A 17,305-nucleotide genomic window follows, 5' to 3' on the forward strand; every position below is an offset into this window, starting at 1 on the left:
AAATGCCAAAGAACAATTTCGAAATTCATTTTATTGTTTTTGCTCGATTCGTTTCTAATAATATATTTCGCACATCAATAATATACTGCTGCGCCTTAAATTTAGCCAATATTCCATCAGTCCGATTATCCTAGCGAGGAAACCATACTTCCGATTATATAAATCTTTCCTGCTGTCTGATGATAATAACGATATTTTGCCCGTATTATCGGCCAGAACTGAAGTGGAGCAGGAAACAAAGCAAAAAAGCCAAAGCTAAGGTGAACAATGAGCCATCCTATTTCAGCAATTCTTCTCGGTTCAAGTGTTTCGTCCTACTTTCGAAAATAAGGGGTCACAAAAGTCACAAAAAAATAAGCGCAAACAATATAAATCGCTGTCCACAACGAAGTTCTAATTGCTTTTGTTGTCAGGCATTTCTAAAATTTAATTGTCGCAAAATAATTATCGCGAACGGGCAGAGCTTTGCCGTGTTTTGTTTACGCCAAAGCACAGCGGGCAAGACTGATTCATGTGCCACTACTGCTTCTGATAGTGGACAATATTCTTCGTGATTATTTTCCCCTGAACCGTTTTTGAAGCAACTATCTGATCCGGCATCTTTGACTTTTCCACCCAGTCAACAATCAGAGTAACCCAATCAACGTTGTCACATCCCCGACCGCCTCCGCAATGCAAGACTCCCGGTAGGAGAAACAGTCTTGCATACGACCCTGCGTCCTTGTCGCCTTTCAATATTCCTTCATAATGTTTGATGGTTGCATATGCGGACAGAGCTGGATCATTCCACCCGTGGAAGAAGATAATCTTCCCATTGCGTTTTTTGAACGCACTATAGTCAGTATTAGTGGCATCTAAATAAGATGAAGCATATGCCGTCTGCGAAGCAAAATTCTTGAAGTCATACTTCGAATAATCCCATGTGGAATCATTGAAGACCAGATATTTGAAAACATTAGTTGAAAACATATAATGTAAACTCGGACCATTTGGTATTTCCGAACCTGTTCCCGTAATCCACGTATCCCACGAGCCCATTTCAGCTTCCGAGCCAAATGGGAAGCCGGGATAAATTTCTTTTCCCTCTACGACCAAAGGATTGTAAACCGCCTTAATCGCAGCCAGTTGTTGGTCCGTAAAACATCCCCTTCCTGCTTGCCCAGCGGGGCATACTGGCAATTTTGAAAAATTGAACTTGCATTTGCGAGGGTCGTTAATAATACTGTCTGCAGAGCCGTCGAGTTGGTCACATTGCTTTAGCACCTCGTTTTGCAAAAGTTTGAGGTTATCATTTGTAATTAGCGGCTTCAGGTCATTTGGATTTGGATAATTGTTTTTAGTGTCTTCCAGAAATTTTGCTGCAAAAGCAGGCCAATCGAATGCTGGAGCCCCGGCAACGACCCCATCGAAATCTTCTGGGTAAGATTGAGCCTCAACCATAGCTTGTCCGCCGCCCCGGGAACAACCGACAAAGTATGATCTAGCTGGTGCAACACAATAAAACTGTTGCATGACCAGTTTCGATACCACAGCGGTACGGTGTATGGCAAGCCTTCCGAAATTCAATTGACGTTCCATGTTATTGTAAGCCCATTTTGCGTCCTCGCCTCCTTCGTGTCCTGCATCAGTGCCTGCGGTTACAAAGCCCTCGTTCACCTTGTCCCGGAATGAGTTTTGGATGCTACCCACAAAACCACCTCCTCCTGACATGAGGAACCGACCGTTACTTTCCTTTGGTAACAAGAGCTCAAAATTTATTTCCTTGCTTATCCTGCCCAGCACACGACAGAAAGGTTTCTTTATTATGACAGTTGGATTCCACGGTTCATTCGGCGTTTTGATCGTGTCCGAAGCTTTAACTTCAGCAAGCAAAATAGTCACGTCCGGAAGCTGGAGGTTCTTTAGCTCCTCGCACGGCTTACAAAATTTTACGTTTTGTGCTGAAGCAGCGCTGATAAAAAACATGAGCGCAAAAAAGTTACTGGCATTTCTCATACGAAGATTTCTTTTGGTGATCTAAGATTGTTGTGTCGTCAAGTAGTAAACTGCCAGTGTACAGTAGCCGAAGACCTTTGCAACGGTTGATATCTGCCTAACATGGTATGCGACACTTAAAAAGCCCGGTTTTCAAATTAAGCAATTTTCATCGGTTTGATTATTATCATACTGGATTTGAATATTGAGTCGTAATTATGCAAACCGTGATGAAATATACTTTTAATATTTCTACTTTCAAAGCATTCTGATTCCAAATATTCTTTTGTCCTGCTGGGGCCTCATTTCATGGGTTACGAGCGGTGGTTACACTGTTTCATCGGTTTTTTACAGAGCTTTGCCATTTATGTAGGGCTTCCGCTGACGAGTTGAGATATTACTTTCGTACAAAAACATTGACGTGAGTAGTCTTGGACTGATAATTAAGGTAATTGACGAAGCCTGTACACGTCTTACTGCCAATCCAACATAATTTACTCCATACTCTTAATAAGGAGGCTAATTGTCATGTTAACCCGGTAGCCCGTGGTTTTTTCTGTGCTTTTTGCGAACAGTGCTCAGCGGCTCCAAAGCCGATACCGTCTGGTGGGCATTCAAGACGTCTAAGTATGGTCGGTATTAAAACGCTTCGTTCAAGTCCATTACGAAGCCGAGCCCTCTTAAACATTTCTTCCACCTGATAAAGAGACTTTAATCTGCCATACCACACCAGCTTACATACTTTATGATCTATAATAAAAATATAGGTTGTTAATAGCTGCCACCGGGGTAAAGAGAGAGGTTTTTTACCCAATTTTATGAGGGCCCCTCCCTGCTACTTACCAACGGTGAGGCCGTCCTTCTCGATTGGCGGTTCGTGTTTCTCCAACGAAAACCAGAAATAATAGCAATTAGTAAATCTCGACTAATATATCTACCAATTTTTCCGGCATTGAAAAAAATGGCGAATGGCTACTGGAAAGTCTGTAAACTTTTTCACAACGAACATTGGATACGATACTGCTTTTATCTAAATCTTTCGCTTGGGTACAAAGTATGTAATACTTTTTGATAATGCCATAACGATTGTCCGTTACATGTACCGGAGTGGCAATAGTTGAGACAGATTGCCATGAAAGATGAGCTTTAGCGAATGATATGTCTTCCGGTAAACAATCATGATAAAAAAATTGTTCAACATGTTCTGTATTCCATTTGCCGGATTTTTTGTCTTCTGAAAAAATAAGCAACTCAGGCTCGGGACCATCAGATTTTGAGTCGGATAATACCTTATAGCTTTCTCGTATTTTTCCTGCCAAAGAAAATACGGACTCGCCATTTTGAGGCAAGAAAGCATCCAGGTATATTAACTTGTCAATCTTTTCCGGACCTAAAAGTTCGGCTGACTGTGAAATAACAACGCCTCCGCTTGAATGTCCTACCAAAGCTACTTTTCCTTCTGTAGCATTTGCTACATCTGCTACTTTTTTCGCATCATCGCCAAGCGTAATATTTTCAAGTTGTGTCGTGTCACCTCCACGGCTTGGTAAATCAAGGGCTATCACTTCATATCCTTTAGCTTCTAAAAGTGGAACTAATTTTTTCCAACACCATGCACCATGAGCAGCGCCATGCACTAAAATGTATGTTTTTTTTGATGAGTGCGAAAAAGTATTGGTTGCCATAAATAAGAATATTATTATCGAAAGGAAAATACGTTAGATAGCAATAAATTGTATTGCCAAAATTGAGAAGCATTCGGTGCTAAGAAGTGGTAAAAAAAGGACTTTTTACAATAAAAGTTACGTTAACCTCATGCGACTGCGATAAAGTTCATCAGTAAGCCCAAGTTTGTTTTCGGGTGATTTTTTTTCAAGTAAATGAAATTCATTTGGAGTTAATCCCGTAAAATCTTTATAATCTTTTACCAGGTGCTGGTAATCAAAATAGTCACATTCAATGGCTATTCTCAACCAATCCCAACCTGGATAGGCGTTCTTTGTATTATAGGCTTTAGTAAACCGTATGATTCTTGCGTATGTTTTAGGATTAACGCCAACTCTTTCGTTAAATTTCCTTTTAAACTGTTTTGTGCAAAGGCAGGATTCTTTCGCTAACCAGTCAAGAGAAATGTTACCATTCCGTTGCATCATCAACTTAGTTATTGAATCTAACAGATGAACATCTTTTCTCACATTGCTAACTAAGGTGCCTACAAACCTATCAGCTATCAAAAGCATCTCACTGTAACTTTTGGCATGTTGTAATTGTTCGTGAATAAACCCGATATTTTTTGGGAAAACATTTTCTGAATCAAAATATTGATTAGTCAATTCAAAAGAAGGAATGCCGGTTAGCTGGAATAAAGCCGTAGGTTGAAAAACGATTTGAAAATTTAAGAAAACCCCTGGAAAAAAATAGCGCTTGTTAATGAAAGTTTGTTGTCCAAATAATACAATAGGTAAATCAAGATTTTTTCTACCGCAGTTTATAAATTCAATCTCTATACTACCTTTTAAAATAAAATAAATACATTCTTCCGGTTTTGGTGGGTAAGCTTTTAGTGGAATTTCGGTTGTTTTATCAAATTCAAAATGACAGATCCGGTAACATTGTATAAACTCCCTTAATGCAGGGTTAGGTAAAAAATCTTTTAGAATCATTTATCAGATTTTAAGTTTGGCAAGGTTGCAGAAACAACCCTCCCGAAATTTATCTAACATGACCGCCAACGCTCTTGTCGCCGCAACCCCAACCTAAGAAGCTACTGCGTAATCAATCTCCTCATTTTGGCTTTTTCCAATTGTAGTTGCGCAAAGCGTGATGAATATACTTTTAATATTTCTACTTTCAAAGCATTCTATCCCGGAATATTGTTTTGTCCTGCCGAGATCCCATCTCATAGCTTGAGACAAGGTATCGGGCGCTAATGAGAGTAGTCACTAAATGCTTCTAACGAAGGCATCTACTTTTTTACAGCACACTTACAGCCAGCCCTCATTGGTTATGACCTTGTTGGCCTATCTACAGATAATTTACTTTGGTGGGTACTTTAACCGGAGCTTACACCACTTGCTGATGCGTTTGCCGTCCTCCTGAATGGTAGTGCTGACAATGTGAATGTGAGGGTGACCAGCATCAAGGTGCTGATAAACCAGGTAAGGCTGCTTAGCAAAACCGATCCTACTCATATACTCCGCAGCTATCGTAGAAAGCACCTCCTTACTCAATTTCTCGCGGGGATCGAAATTTAGAGATACATGAATAGTTTTTGTTATTGCCCTGTCGTTTAGGATATTGAGGTTTTCAAAGCCCGCCAATTTTTGATAAAAATTCATAGTGTTTGCGTCTTGTAAATAATTTGCAGCCAGATCAGATAATAATCCTCATGGTTTTTTAATAGAAAAATGGACAACCCTTCAAAACAAGGATATCAACATTAAAGAGTTTCTGGAATGAATCTGTTAATAGACTTGCTTTGTATGTGTTGGCTTTTTCTTATGCAGTCGAAGTATCTCAGTATTTCAAGTTTATAAAAGTGCTTGGGCTTCAAAACTTTACAGTCGCCAGGCTTATTTTAGGAAGTTCATTTTCCTGGAGCGATATAGTTGCTTATACTTTAGGAGTTCTATTTATATTTATTGTTGAGGGGTTTCGAACAAAACGAAGAGGAATGGGGAAGACATAGATAAAAATTGTAACTGCTCAGACTTCTTTATTTACCCTGTTGCTTGGTCCGCTAATTCCTTGTGGTAGTGCCTTAATTTTCTAAAAACTGCTTTTTTTCATAAAACCACATAAATATGTGGTTGGACAGGTTGAAAAAAAGTCTACATTAGCAAATCTAAGTTACACCATTGATTGCTAACCAAAACCCCGAACAGCTTGTCCGAGACAAAATTGACAAAATGCTTCTTGCATCGGGTTGGTTAGTACAATCAAAAAAGCAAATAAACCTCGCTGCAAATATTGGTGTTGCCGTTCGCGAATACCAAACGAACGTTGGTCCTGCTGACTATATTCTTTTTGTAAATAAGAAGCCTGTTGGGGTTATCGAAGCAAAGCGTGAGGAAGAAGGAATACACCTGACCGTGCATGAAGACCAGACAGAAGGTTATGCGAAGGCGAAACTTCGGTTGATAGATAATGCTCCTTTGGTTTTTGCTTATGAAAGTACAGATGGGGTAACCCGTTTTACCGACTATCGCGATCCCAAGCCTCGTTCTCGCCCGGTGTTTACTTTCCATCGTCCTGAAACATTTAAGAACTGGTTGCAGGAAGGAAAGTCGTTAAGATCGAAATTTCTTGAACTGCCTACTTTACCACTTACCGGCTTACGGTATTGCCAGGTAGAAGCAATCACTAATCTTGAAAAATCATTCAAACAATTTAAGCCAAAAGCCCTTGTGCAGATGGCTACTGGTAGTGGTAAAACATTTACGGCCATTACAAGCATTTACCGCCTGCTAAAATTTACCAAGGCCAAACGCATCCTGTTCCTGGTTGATACAAAGAACTTAGGCGAACAGGCAGAACAGGAGTTTAGAAGATATGTACCGCAAGATGATAATCGCCTCTTTCCTGAATTATATGGTGTAACAAGATTGACAAGTTCCTTTATTCCCGGTGATAGCCAGGTTTATATCAGTACCATACAACGATTGTATTCTATACTAAAAGGTATAGAGCTGGATGAACGAGACGAAGAGGAAAATCCTGCAGAAAAATCGTTTACGAAAAAAGAGCCGTTACCCGTTGTGTACAACCAAAGAGTACCAATGGAGTTTTTTGATTTTGTGGTAATTGACGAATGTCATCGCAGCATATACAACTTATGGAAACAGGTGTTGGATTATTTTGACGCTTTCCAGGTCGGCTTAACCGCCACACCCGATAACAGAACGTTTGGTTATTTCAATCAAAATCTTGTGTGCGATTATGGTTACCAAAAAGCTGTTCAGGATGGAGTATTGGTACCATATAATGTGTTTGAAATAGAAACAAAGATCACGAAGGAAGGAGCTAAGATAGCAATGGGTGAATATGTAGGTAAACGTGAAAAACTAACCCGCAAACAATTCTGGCAAACAGCAGATGAAGACTTAACCTACACACAAAAACAATTAGACCGTGATGTAGTTAACCCAAACCAGATAAGATTAATCGTTAAAACGATAAAAGAACAATTACCACAAATTTTTACTGACCGTTTTACTCCTTCCCCTTTAGGCGAAGGCGCCGGGGTTTTCGAAGTTCCCAAAACCCTCATCTTTGCTAAATCCGACTCCCACGCCGATGACATCATCAATATCGTTCGTGAAGAGTTTGGCGAAGAAAATAAGTTCTGCAAAAAGATTACTTATAATGCTGACGACCCTAAAGGCATATTGAACAATTTTCGCAATAGCTATTATCCCCGCATTGCTGTTACGGTCGACATGATTGCTACCGGTACTGATATCCGTCCATTAGAAGTATTGGTTTTTTTGAGAGATGTAAAAAGCAAGAGTTATTACGAACAAATGAAAGGACGTGGTACCCGTACATGCAGCCTCGAAGAACTTAGGGCTACTGGTACACCTGCTGCAAAACTCACCAAAGATCATTTTGTAATTATAGATTGTATAGGTGTTGAGAAAAGCCAAAAGACCGACAGTCGTCCTCTTGAAAAAAAGCCAGGCATGAGCCTGAAGGAAGTGCTTGAAAGAATACATTTAGGAGATACCAGCGAAGACATGCTTACCACCTTAGCCAATCGCCTGATCCGTTTAGATAAACAGGTCAACGAAAAGGAGAAAATGAGCTTTGCCGAAAAAGCAGGCGGACAAACCATTAATCATGTAGTAAAGGAACTGCTAAATGCTTATGACGCAGATACAGTGGAAGGTATAAGGCTTAAGGTGGAAGGTGAAATGCCCGGAGCAAGTCCCGAACAAATACAATCAACTATCAACGAACAACTGTCAACCATAGTTGAAAAGGCTACTGATATCTTCAACGATCCCGACCTTCGTAACTATATTATTGATGTGCGTAAAAAGTACGACCAGGTAATTGATACAATTAATGCGGACGAGATTGTAAAAATGGGTTGGGTAAAAGACAATAAAGCCGCTGCTGAAGGACTGGTAGATGAATTCAGGGAATGGATAGAACAACATAAAACAGAGATAACTGCTTTACAGATATTCTACGAGCAGCCTTACCGCAGAAGAGAGTTATCGTATAAGATGATAAAAGACCTGGTAGAAACCATAAAGACAAACAAACCCCTTCTTGCGCCTTTACATGTGTGGCAGGCCTACGAACAACTCGAAAAAGTAAATGGCAGTACAAAGAACGAATTGATTGCTTTGGTATCGCTGGTGCGTAAAGTAAGTGGAATTGATAACACCCTTACCCCTTTTGATAAAACGGTAGATAAGAATTTCCAGGAGTGGATCTTTAAGAAACAGGCAGGCACGCTAAAGTACACCGAAGAACAGGTACATTGGCTGCGGATGATAAAGGATTACATAGCCAACTCGTTTCATGTAGACAGAGACGATTTCCAACTCGACCCTTTCAACAAGCAAGGCGGTCTGGGTAAGATGTGGCAGTTATTTGGCGAAGAAACGGATGAAATTATTAATGAATTAAATGAAAGTTTGGTAGCATAGACTTCCCGTCATTGCGAGGAAGTACGACGAAGCAATCTCCTGATAAAAGAAAGGAACTTTTTTATGAACCAAACAACATTGCTACTATGAAACATCCGTTGCGTCGCACTCTTGTAGTGGATAACAATATTGAGCAATATTTTAAGAAAATAAATGATAGTTAGTAGAGACATACGAACAGGTTGGGAACGAGTGACTCTCGGGGAAGTTGCTACTTATATAAACGGGAAAGCATTTAAACCTTCTGAATGGGGTTCAGAAGGTTTGCCAATTGTCAGAATCCAAAATCTAAACAAGGAAAAATCTTTTTATAACTATTGTAATTTTCCTGTAGACAAAAAGTTTGTACTTAATAAAGGCGATTTATTATTTGCATGGTCAGGAACTCCTGATACTTCCTTTGGTGCCCACATTTGGAAAGGCGATCAAGCTGTATTGAATCAACATATTTTTCGAGTAGTAGTAAACGAAGATAAGATTGATAAAAAGTTTTACTTATATGCTTTAAATAATAAGGTAAAAGAATTTGTTAGTAAAGCTCACGGCACAGCAGGACTTGCTCATATTACTAAGAAAAAATTTGAGGAAGCAGAGATTTTTCTGCCTACGATGGCAGAACAAAAATTAATTGTAACTAAAATAGAAGAACTTTTTAGCGAAATAGATAAAGGCATTGAAGAAATAAAAACAGCACAACAGCAATTAAAAGTATACCGGCAAGCTGTATTAAAATGGGCTTTTGAAGGGAAGTTGACAAATGAAGATTTTGTCGAAGGAGAGTTACCGAAAGGATGGAAGTGGGTTGAAATAAATGATGTAGGGAAAGTAAAAGGAGGAAAACGATTGCCGCCTAAACATCTTTATTCCCAAGAACAGACGGAGTTTGTTTATATAATGGCAGGCAATCTAAAAGATGGGACTGTGAAGCATTCACCAACTTATATTCATAAAGAAACGTTTGATGCACTTGCTAATTACAAAGTTACTGGTAACGAAGTTTACATAACTATTGTCGGTGCATGTATTGGTGATGCAGGTGTGATTCCAGAAAAGATAGGTAACGCTATACTTACTGAAAATGCGGCCAAGATCATCGAATTAAAAAATGTTCAAAATATCTATTTAGCGAGATGGTTGAACTCACATGTTTGCCAAACAGAAATTAAAGGGAAAATCTTATCTGCAACATTAGGAAAGCTTGCATTGAATAGAATAGGAACTTTAAAAGTTCCGCTGCCACCTTTAGAAGAACAACAACAAATCGTTCAGGAAATAGAAAGTCGCCTTAGTGTTTGTGATAAGATAGAAGAAACAATAACCAACAGCCTAAAACAAGCGGAGGCTTTAAGACAAAGTATTTTAAAGAAAGCCTTTGAAGGGAAGTTGATGTAAAATAATATTATTTCTATGTGGAACGATAAAGAAACAGATGTTGATTTACTTGGGCATGATAAGATTGCACAAACTATAATTGAGATTATTAATGATAATCATTTGCGGCCACTTACTATAGGAGTTTATGGTGATTGGGGTGTGGGGAAATCTTCTATTTTATCCTTGTTACAGGCAAAAGTAGCTTTGGAAAAGCAAGCTAAAGTATCTGAAATTCATTGCATCCTTTTTAATGGATGGTTGTTTCAGGATTACGAAGATGCTAAGACAGCTTTAATGGAAACAGTCGTTTCTGAACTAGCAAGATTACAACCTCGTAGTGAGAGAATACAAAAGCTTGCAAAGTCTTTGTTTAAGCGAATTAATTGGCTTAAAGTTGCCAAGGTTTCTTCTTCAGCGGCGGTGACGCTTCTTACCGGTGTACCCTTGCCCATAATGTTTGGACAAATGGGCAATTGGTATAATAAGGGGAAGGAATTGATAGGAATCAAAGCAGGAGATGAAAGTTCTAAAGATGATGAGTCTTTTTTAAAAGAGGCGGAGGAAGAATCGGTTACTCAACAAATTGAGGCTTTTCGGAAAGAGTTCAAAAAATTAATTCAAACTTCGAAAGTTGATCATATAATTATCCTTGTTGATGATTTAGATCGTTGTTTACCTAAATCTGTAATTGAAATTCTTGAAGCAATTCGTCTATTCCTTTTTGTCGAGGGCACTACTTTCGTATTGTCGGCAGATGAGAAAATGATTGAGTATGCAGTGAGGGAACACTTCCCCAACCTGCCAGCAGACTATCAGGACTACACAAAGAATTACTTAGAAAAGTTAATTCAAATCCCTATCAGAATCCCTTTATTAAATAAAGCACAAACGGGAAACTATATTAAGTTGTTAATGCTCCAGCATCACTTAAAACACGATTATGAGCAACTGAAAAATGTATACGAACATTATAATAAACAAAAGAAAAGACCTTATGACACCGTGAACCTCTCCTATGAAATTATTTCACAAGCAATTGGATCTGATGCCACAGGGCTAAAAGAAACGTTGTTAGTTGCAGATCAATTAACGCCCACCTTAGCATCTGGGCTTAAAGGAAATCCAAGAAACATTAAAAGGTTTATGAATACTCTCTTTATGCGAATGAGGATAGCCCGCATTTATGGATTGGAAGATATAGTGAAGATGAACGTGCTGGCGAAACTCATGTTATTAGAAAGGTTCCAATCAAAGAAGTTTGACGATTTGGTAGAAGAGGTAACTTCAACAGATAATGGGATATCCTCAACTATTGAAGTAGATGAACAAAAGAAGGAAACTGAAAAAGGAGACGGTAAGGTAACAGAAAAGAAAACTGTAGATAAGCAAGACCTTGAATGGAGAGAGTGGTTATCACTTGAACCTTCCTTAAGTTCGGTAGACCTTCGACCTTACATTTTTATTTCAAAAGAAAAAGCTGTTGGATTTGATGCAAGTTCTCTTTTCCCTGACAACCTGCAGACATTACTCGGAATGTTAAATAGCAATTCTGATCTTGGGTTGCGTACTGCAGAAAAACAACTTGAGACGATTACATCAAAAGAAAGGATTTTGCTTTTTGACAAACTTGAAGCTGAAAGCAGGGCGGCAACAGACTTGAAAAATATTCCTGCTCCTATCAAGGGGTTATTAAGAATTATTAAAGTAGATGAGTCTCTTGAACTAAGAATGATCAATTTAATGGTTTCGTTTCCACCATCAGAATTAGGTCCTTGGGCAGTAGCAGAATTGGGGGGATTAAAGAATGAACAAGCTAAAGAAAAAGTGAGAGCACTTTTTGAAACCTGGGCAAGACAGGATTCAAATAAAACTTTACAATCACTAGCAAAAAGTTTTAAAGTAAAATAAATATGGGAACATCAAGTTCGGGTGGTGGCGCTGGTGGGGGAAATCCACTTATACCTAGTTGGATTGATAATGGAGGTCTACCTCCACCGCAATCATCACCACCTGACATGGATCAAACAGACCAAAGCAGCCCAGAAGACAATTCAGGTGATGCAGAACCAGGAGATAATAATGGAGGTCCTGCGCCCAATGGAGATGGGGAGACGAGTATCAATCCTCCGCTTGGAGGAGCCGAAACAAGGAGTAACAATCGTTACACCCTCCCCAAGAAGCAGTTCAATAAATATTCACGCAGTGGGGGAAGAGATACAACTTCTTTGAGGCAAGCATTAAAAAGTTACAGCCGAACTGCTGCTGGAAGTACCAGCGCCCTTGCAAGAAGGATGCGGCCATCAGCATCACGGGTAGCAATATTCTACGAGACGATTGACACCATTCGTAGACGGGGTGCTACCACCGCCCTGACTGAATTTAATCTGGCGGAATACGTAAATCAACCGTTACTTGATACCTTATCTGCATTAGGCGACTTAGTTTTTAGTGATACGGGTAAAGTCTATGAAGACACCCAAGATGATAGTATTACAAAAGTCGCTTATGCAAATACTGTTATACGAATTTGTGAAGATGCACCTGATATGGATTTAAATGACTTAAGCAATGATCAGGTAGAAGTTATGATGGCGATTTTCATTGAAGAAACAATTGCCCAAAGAGTTATTAATGATATCGGAAATCAATACACAGAAACCCTTGTTGATATTGAAGCATTGTTAGAGATTGAAAATGGTATTTACCAAATTGTAAAGGGAATGGTACGCAATCAAATAATGCCTGAAATAAGTGCTACTAGACGGGGAGACAAACAAGACCTTGAACGAAACATTGAAAACATTTACCGAACTGCCTTTGATGCAATGGCAGGTACAAATGATTAACTATGGGAAAGCTTGCCTTAATTACAAAAGTGGGTGAAGAAGATACCGGAGTGGATGTGAGCGGACGAGAATATTTAAAAACCGGTAATCTTAAAATGTTTACAGCATCTTCAAGTGTAAGTGTTCATGCATTACTCTCAAGTCTTAAAAAATTAAAGCTTGAGCCTTCTGAAGTTGCTATGGATCTTCTTGTGGTTGCTAGTACCATGTATGCAGCTGATACAAGAATAGATAGGAAAACATTTGGAGAAGATTCATGGACAAGAATAATAGATCTCTATATACCTGTTAGTGATCCTGTTCGCTGGAGTAATCAAAGTGATCGTTTACAAAAGATATTTCGCTTTCTTACTGGCGATATTTGGACTCTTTATTTTCGTCCTAGAACAAATATGCCTATTCTTTCACCTAGGGGGAATCGTAAGAAGTATAAAATGCCTTACAATACAGATACTGTCTGTTTGTTTTCAGGAGGGATGGACAGTTTTATTGGAGCGATAGACTTATTGGAAAGAGGTATTAGACCGCTTTTAGTTGGGCATTCTAAAAGTGCAGATGTTGCACCATATCAATCAAAGTGTGCTGCCGCTTTAGCATCTCACTATAATAATATTGCTCCACAAAGGATACATGCTTTTTTAAGTATTCCTAAAGAAGACTTATTCGATAGCTTAGACAATACTGAAAGAGGTAGATCTTTTCTCTTTTTAACTTTGGGTGGGGTTTGTGCTTCCTCATTAAATCAAACATCCACGCTGGTAATTCCAGAAAATGGTATGATTAGTTTAAACTTGCCATTAACACCTCTTCGTATAGGATCTCATAGTACTCGTACAACGCATCCTTACTATTTGAAGATGATGCAGGAGTTATTTTCTCAATTAGGACTAGGTGTTACCTTACATAATCCTTATCAGTTTAAAACTAAAGGAGAAATGCTAATTGAATGTGCCAATCAATCTCTCGTAATAAACACAGAAACGATGTCATGCAGTCATCCTGCAGCAGGACGATATCAAGGTGGAGTGGGAAGTTCAAACAAGCATTGTGGCTATTGTGTCCCATGTATCATTCGCCAGTCATCTTTTCGTGCAGCTAGTCAACACGATCCTTTTCCTTATGGTGTCGATCTCCATTCAACTCCAATCGACATTAAAACTGCCAAAGGAGCTGACGTAATAGCTTTTAAATATATGATTGAAAAAGTAAAGCGGCATCCATCTTATTTGACGGCTGCAATTAGAAATACAGGTCGGTTAGGAACACAAGTTCAACGTTATGTTGATGTTTATAGTAGGGCATTAAACGAGGTTGATCAATTTTTAAATGGAGTTACACTTACTGCATGAATTATTATATTGATGCACATTGCCACGTCGATTTACTAAAAAACATTCAATATAGTTGGACGAATGAGGATTCTCTGCCAATAAAAACAATTAGCGTTACTAACGCACCCTTTATTTACGAACCAAGCAAAAGGCTTTTCTCAAATTCAAAAAATATTAGAGTGGCTTTGGGAATGCATCCAGAATTAGTTGATCAATATGGAAGCCAACTAAATTTGTTTGAAAAGCTAATTGGTGACACCAAATATATAGGTGAAATTGGATTAGACGGCTCTCCACGTTTTAGTAAAAGCTTCGAGTATCAAAAGAAGGTGTTTATCGAAATACTCAGCCTCTGCAAATCAAGTGACAAAAAAGTGCTTACAATTCATACTCGAAATGCTGCATCAGAAACGATTGAGCTATTAGAAAAGTACTTAGCGAAATCAAGTTGTAGAGTAATATTTCACTGGTACTCAGGAAATCAAACGGATTTGAAAGCAGCTATTCGAAACGGATATTATTTTTCTGTAAATCATAAAATGGTCGCTTCAGAAAAAGGTAAACAAATCATCATGTCAATACCAAATCATTTGTTACTTACCGAAACAGATGCACCTTTTACGTTCAGCGATAATATTAAATCTCGCCTGGATAGCTTACGAGCTGCTACCGAAGGACTCGGTTTAATGATGAAACAAGATTTGGAAGCGGCGAAAAGCTGTATCTATAACAACTTTAAAACAATGCTGAAGGACGTCAACTAAAGTTTGTTAAAACGTCAGGAGATGAAGAAGTTTAATAGTCACTAGCTGAAACAGCTTAATATTTAATTTAACGAATTATGTTCAAACTTTTAAAAGTTCAATTTGATAATCATCCTGTGCTGCGCGACTTAAAGCTGGACTTTGTAAACTACGAAGAGGTTGAAAATAAACAGTTTCCTTATACAACTGTAATGATAGGACCAAATGGGACAGGTAAAAGTCATATTCTTAAAGCTATTGCTGATACGTTTGTTTACTTTAAGGATTTTCAACTTGATGAAAGTTTATTCTGGACTAACAGCTTTGGTTTTTCGATAGAGTTTAAGTTTTACAAGGATACTTACGAAATACGTACTGGAAGATTTAAAATTTTCAACAAAAAGGGTGAGCACAGAAAAGTTGAATGTTTGAAAAATAAACCCAAAAATTTTGAAAGTCTGTCTCCCGAGGAAAAGGATTTTTTTGTAGTTCTAAGTAGAGAAGTTGAATTACCTATGAGGGTCTTGGTGTCTTCTGTTATGTTGACTGATCGATTCACTTTTCGAGATAGCACTCCTGATGATTTCTACCAATATTTAGGTGTTAGAAGAAATAGAAGTACTTCTAGTACGCAAACTTTCGAGAGGAAAACAATCCGTTATCTTTTTGATGCAACAAAGACAAATGAATTTAAGATCAATCTTGCAGAGATTTTGGATTTCATGGGTTTGGAAGAGCAGCTAACGGTTAGTTATTCTATAAAGTATAAAGACCTCTTTGAAAAGCAAACTGCTAAACTTGAAAACTTTCATCAATTCTTTACGGAATGGTGGATAGCAACAAATGGAAAAAGGAAAAGGGAAAATAAGCCTTGGGGCTTATGGTATTATGAAAAGATCAAAGAAGACGAAGAAAAAATCTTACGTCTCTTAAAATTGCTAAACGATATCAGTGACGGACTGGTTCTTAAGCAGGATTCTAAAAGGTCGAGAGAGTTCATTATTGATGTGTTCAAAGAAGAACAAATATTCGAAAGTTATTCATTAATCGAAGAATTGATATTCCTTGATTTATTAAGGTTGGAGGGTATAAGAATTAAGAAAAAAGATACAAAAGCATATGGAGTTGAAAACAGTAGTTCTGGTGAATACCATCTATTAATCTCTCTATTAGGTATTTTCTCAAGAATACAACCTGATAGCCTGATTTTTATAGATGAACCTGAAATAAGCCTACATCCAAATTGGCAGATGCGATATATTCATGAGCTTAAACGAATGTTTTATAAGTATTCGACCTGTCATTTTATTCTCGCGAGCCATTCTCATTTTATAGTATCCGATCTTGAGAATACCTCTTCCTCCGTTTTGGCTTTAAGAAACAACGAAAATGCGGGTCAGATTTCAGCGAACTTATTGACTGCTCAAACATATGGTTGGTCGGCTGAAGAAGTGCTTTATTCAATTTTCGATGTCAAAACGACCCGCAACAAATACTTGGAAGAAGACTTAAGATTTTTGCTTCACAATATTGCAATAAAGTCAACTGAATATGCAGAGATGCAGAGAATAGTTGAGAAATTAAAATCACTCAAATTTTCTGCGTCAGATCCAATAACATTAATTATAGCGAAAGCGGAAGAATATCTCACCAATGATTAAAAAATGTATACACAATTCTTCATTGACCCTTAGCGAAGTGAAAGAACTTGCTAAAGTCAGACCACATGAACCTTTTATAAACTATAAGGGAAATAATCCTTGGGATTATCCACCAAATGACGAAGTTGATGCAATTAAGAAAAAAATACGCGTAGATTTAGAGGCGTCACAAAAAGTATGTGGTTTCTGTGGATTGAAGTTGAAAGGCACAAGCCAAGGTCAAATCGAACATATAGCACCAAAGGCTTATTTCCGTCATCCAGAGTTTACTTTTACATTAAAAAACTTAGTGCTTGCATGCCATTATTGTAATTCTCCAGAAAAGAAAGGTACAAAGGATACCATAAGCATAAAGAAAACTATTTACTCGAAGTGCAAGTTCAACATAGTGCATCCTTATCTTGATGATCCGGAAGAACATTACGAGTGGACAGATAACGAAATAGAACTGCTTATACAAGTTAAAAATGATTCCCCCCAGGCAAGGAAATCTATTGAGATATTTGGATTAGACAATCCAGATATGAGTGAGTTAAGGGCGGGCGAATTCAGACATTCACAATTGAAAACAAAATATGCACTCTTACCTGCAGATGAACTGTTGTTAGAGGCTGCTCTGGGTAAATAATAAGCTGAAAAAGTATCATGCAAATTGTGCCGATGAACGAAATGCGACGCAATGATGATTAATCGGAGTTACTTCAGCTTGTACCATAA

13 protein-coding genes are annotated in these 17,305 nt (G+C 38.2%); 9 read left to right on the forward strand and 4 right to left on the reverse strand.

Going from position 1 to position 17,305, the window contains the following annotated elements; genetic code table 11:
- Positions 1–519 precede the first annotated feature (519 nt).
- From B154_RS0115925 to B154_RS0115945, 4 genes are all read right to left on the reverse strand, one after another.
- Positions 520–1,995 carry a tannase/feruloyl esterase family alpha/beta hydrolase gene (locus B154_RS0115925; protein WP_018615251.1) on the reverse strand — a complete coding sequence of 492 codons (1,476 nt, stop codon included), beginning with the start codon at positions 1,993–1,995 and terminating at the stop codon, positions 520–522.
- Positions 1,996–2,885: 890 nt separating this feature from the next.
- Positions 2,886–3,659: an alpha/beta fold hydrolase gene (locus tag B154_RS28770; RefSeq protein WP_018615253.1), complete on the reverse strand. Its 774-nt coding sequence runs from the start codon at positions 3,657–3,659 to the stop codon at positions 2,886–2,888.
- A gap of 117 nt (positions 3,660–3,776) precedes the next feature.
- On the reverse strand, positions 3,777–4,637 hold the full coding sequence (locus tag B154_RS0115940) for a helix-turn-helix domain-containing protein (protein WP_018615254.1): 861 nt from the start codon (positions 4,635–4,637) through the stop codon (positions 3,777–3,779).
- Positions 4,638–5,009: 372 nt separating this feature from the next.
- The gene (locus B154_RS0115945; RefSeq protein WP_018615255.1) at positions 5,010–5,312 is read right to left on the reverse strand and encodes a relaxase/mobilization nuclease domain-containing protein; all 303 of its coding nucleotides are present in this window, start codon (positions 5,310–5,312) and stop codon (positions 5,010–5,012) included.
- Positions 5,313–5,404: 92 nt separating this feature from the next.
- Here B154_RS0115945 and B154_RS28775 point away from each other — a divergent pair, with 92 nt between their 5' ends.
- The 9 genes from B154_RS28775 to B154_RS28790 all read left to right on the forward strand — a co-directional run bounded on the left by B154_RS28775 (position 5,405) and on the right by B154_RS28790 (position 17,216).
- Positions 5,405–5,662 (forward strand): ribosomal maturation YjgA family protein, encoded by a 258-nt coding sequence (locus B154_RS28775; protein ID WP_083934972.1) that lies wholly within the window; start codon positions 5,405–5,407, stop codon positions 5,660–5,662.
- 220 nt (positions 5,663–5,882) lie between these two features.
- Positions 5,883–8,633, forward strand: coding sequence for a type I restriction endonuclease subunit R (locus B154_RS0115955; protein WP_211217507.1), 2,751 nt, complete (start codon positions 5,883–5,885; stop codon positions 8,631–8,633).
- A gap of 153 nt (positions 8,634–8,786) precedes the next feature.
- The gene (locus B154_RS28780) at positions 8,787–10,025 is read left to right on the forward strand and encodes a restriction endonuclease subunit S (protein WP_018615258.1); all 1,239 of its coding nucleotides are present in this window, start codon (positions 8,787–8,789) and stop codon (positions 10,023–10,025) included.
- A gap of 15 nt (positions 10,026–10,040) precedes the next feature.
- A complete protein-coding gene (gene qatA, locus B154_RS0115965; RefSeq protein ID WP_018615259.1) occupies positions 10,041–11,915 on the forward strand; it encodes a Qat anti-phage system ATPase QatA in 1,875 nt (624 codons plus the stop codon).
- 2 nt (positions 11,916–11,917) lie between these two features.
- Positions 11,918–12,853 carry a Qat anti-phage system associated protein QatB gene (gene qatB, locus B154_RS0115970; RefSeq protein WP_018615260.1) on the forward strand — a complete coding sequence of 312 codons (936 nt, stop codon included), beginning with the start codon at positions 11,918–11,920 and terminating at the stop codon, positions 12,851–12,853.
- 2 nt (positions 12,854–12,855) lie between these two features.
- Complete coding sequence (gene qatC / locus B154_RS0115975; protein WP_018615261.1) at positions 12,856–14,202, forward strand: Qat anti-phage system QueC-like protein QatC; 1,347 nt, start codon at positions 12,856–12,858, stop codon at positions 14,200–14,202.
- Positions 14,199–14,948: a Qat anti-phage system TatD family nuclease QatD gene (qatD, locus tag B154_RS28785; RefSeq protein ID WP_018615262.1), complete on the forward strand. Its 750-nt coding sequence runs from the start codon at positions 14,199–14,201 to the stop codon at positions 14,946–14,948. Before qatC ends, qatD begins: the two co-directional genes overlap by 4 nt.
- A 77-nt stretch (positions 14,949–15,025) precedes the next feature.
- Entirely contained in the window at positions 15,026–16,588 is a 1,563-nt protein-coding gene (locus B154_RS0115985; protein ID WP_018615263.1) for an AAA family ATPase, read from the forward strand.
- Complete coding sequence (locus B154_RS28790; protein ID WP_018615264.1) at positions 16,581–17,216, forward strand: HNH endonuclease; 636 nt, start codon at positions 16,581–16,583, stop codon at positions 17,214–17,216. The genes B154_RS0115985 and B154_RS28790 overlap by 8 nt, the downstream gene beginning before the upstream one ends.
- Positions 17,217–17,305 lie beyond the last annotated feature (89 nt).

This window comes from Segetibacter koreensis DSM 18137 (assembly GCF_000374045.1).
Taxonomy (GTDB): domain Bacteria; phylum Bacteroidota; class Bacteroidia; order Chitinophagales; family Chitinophagaceae; genus Segetibacter; species Segetibacter koreensis.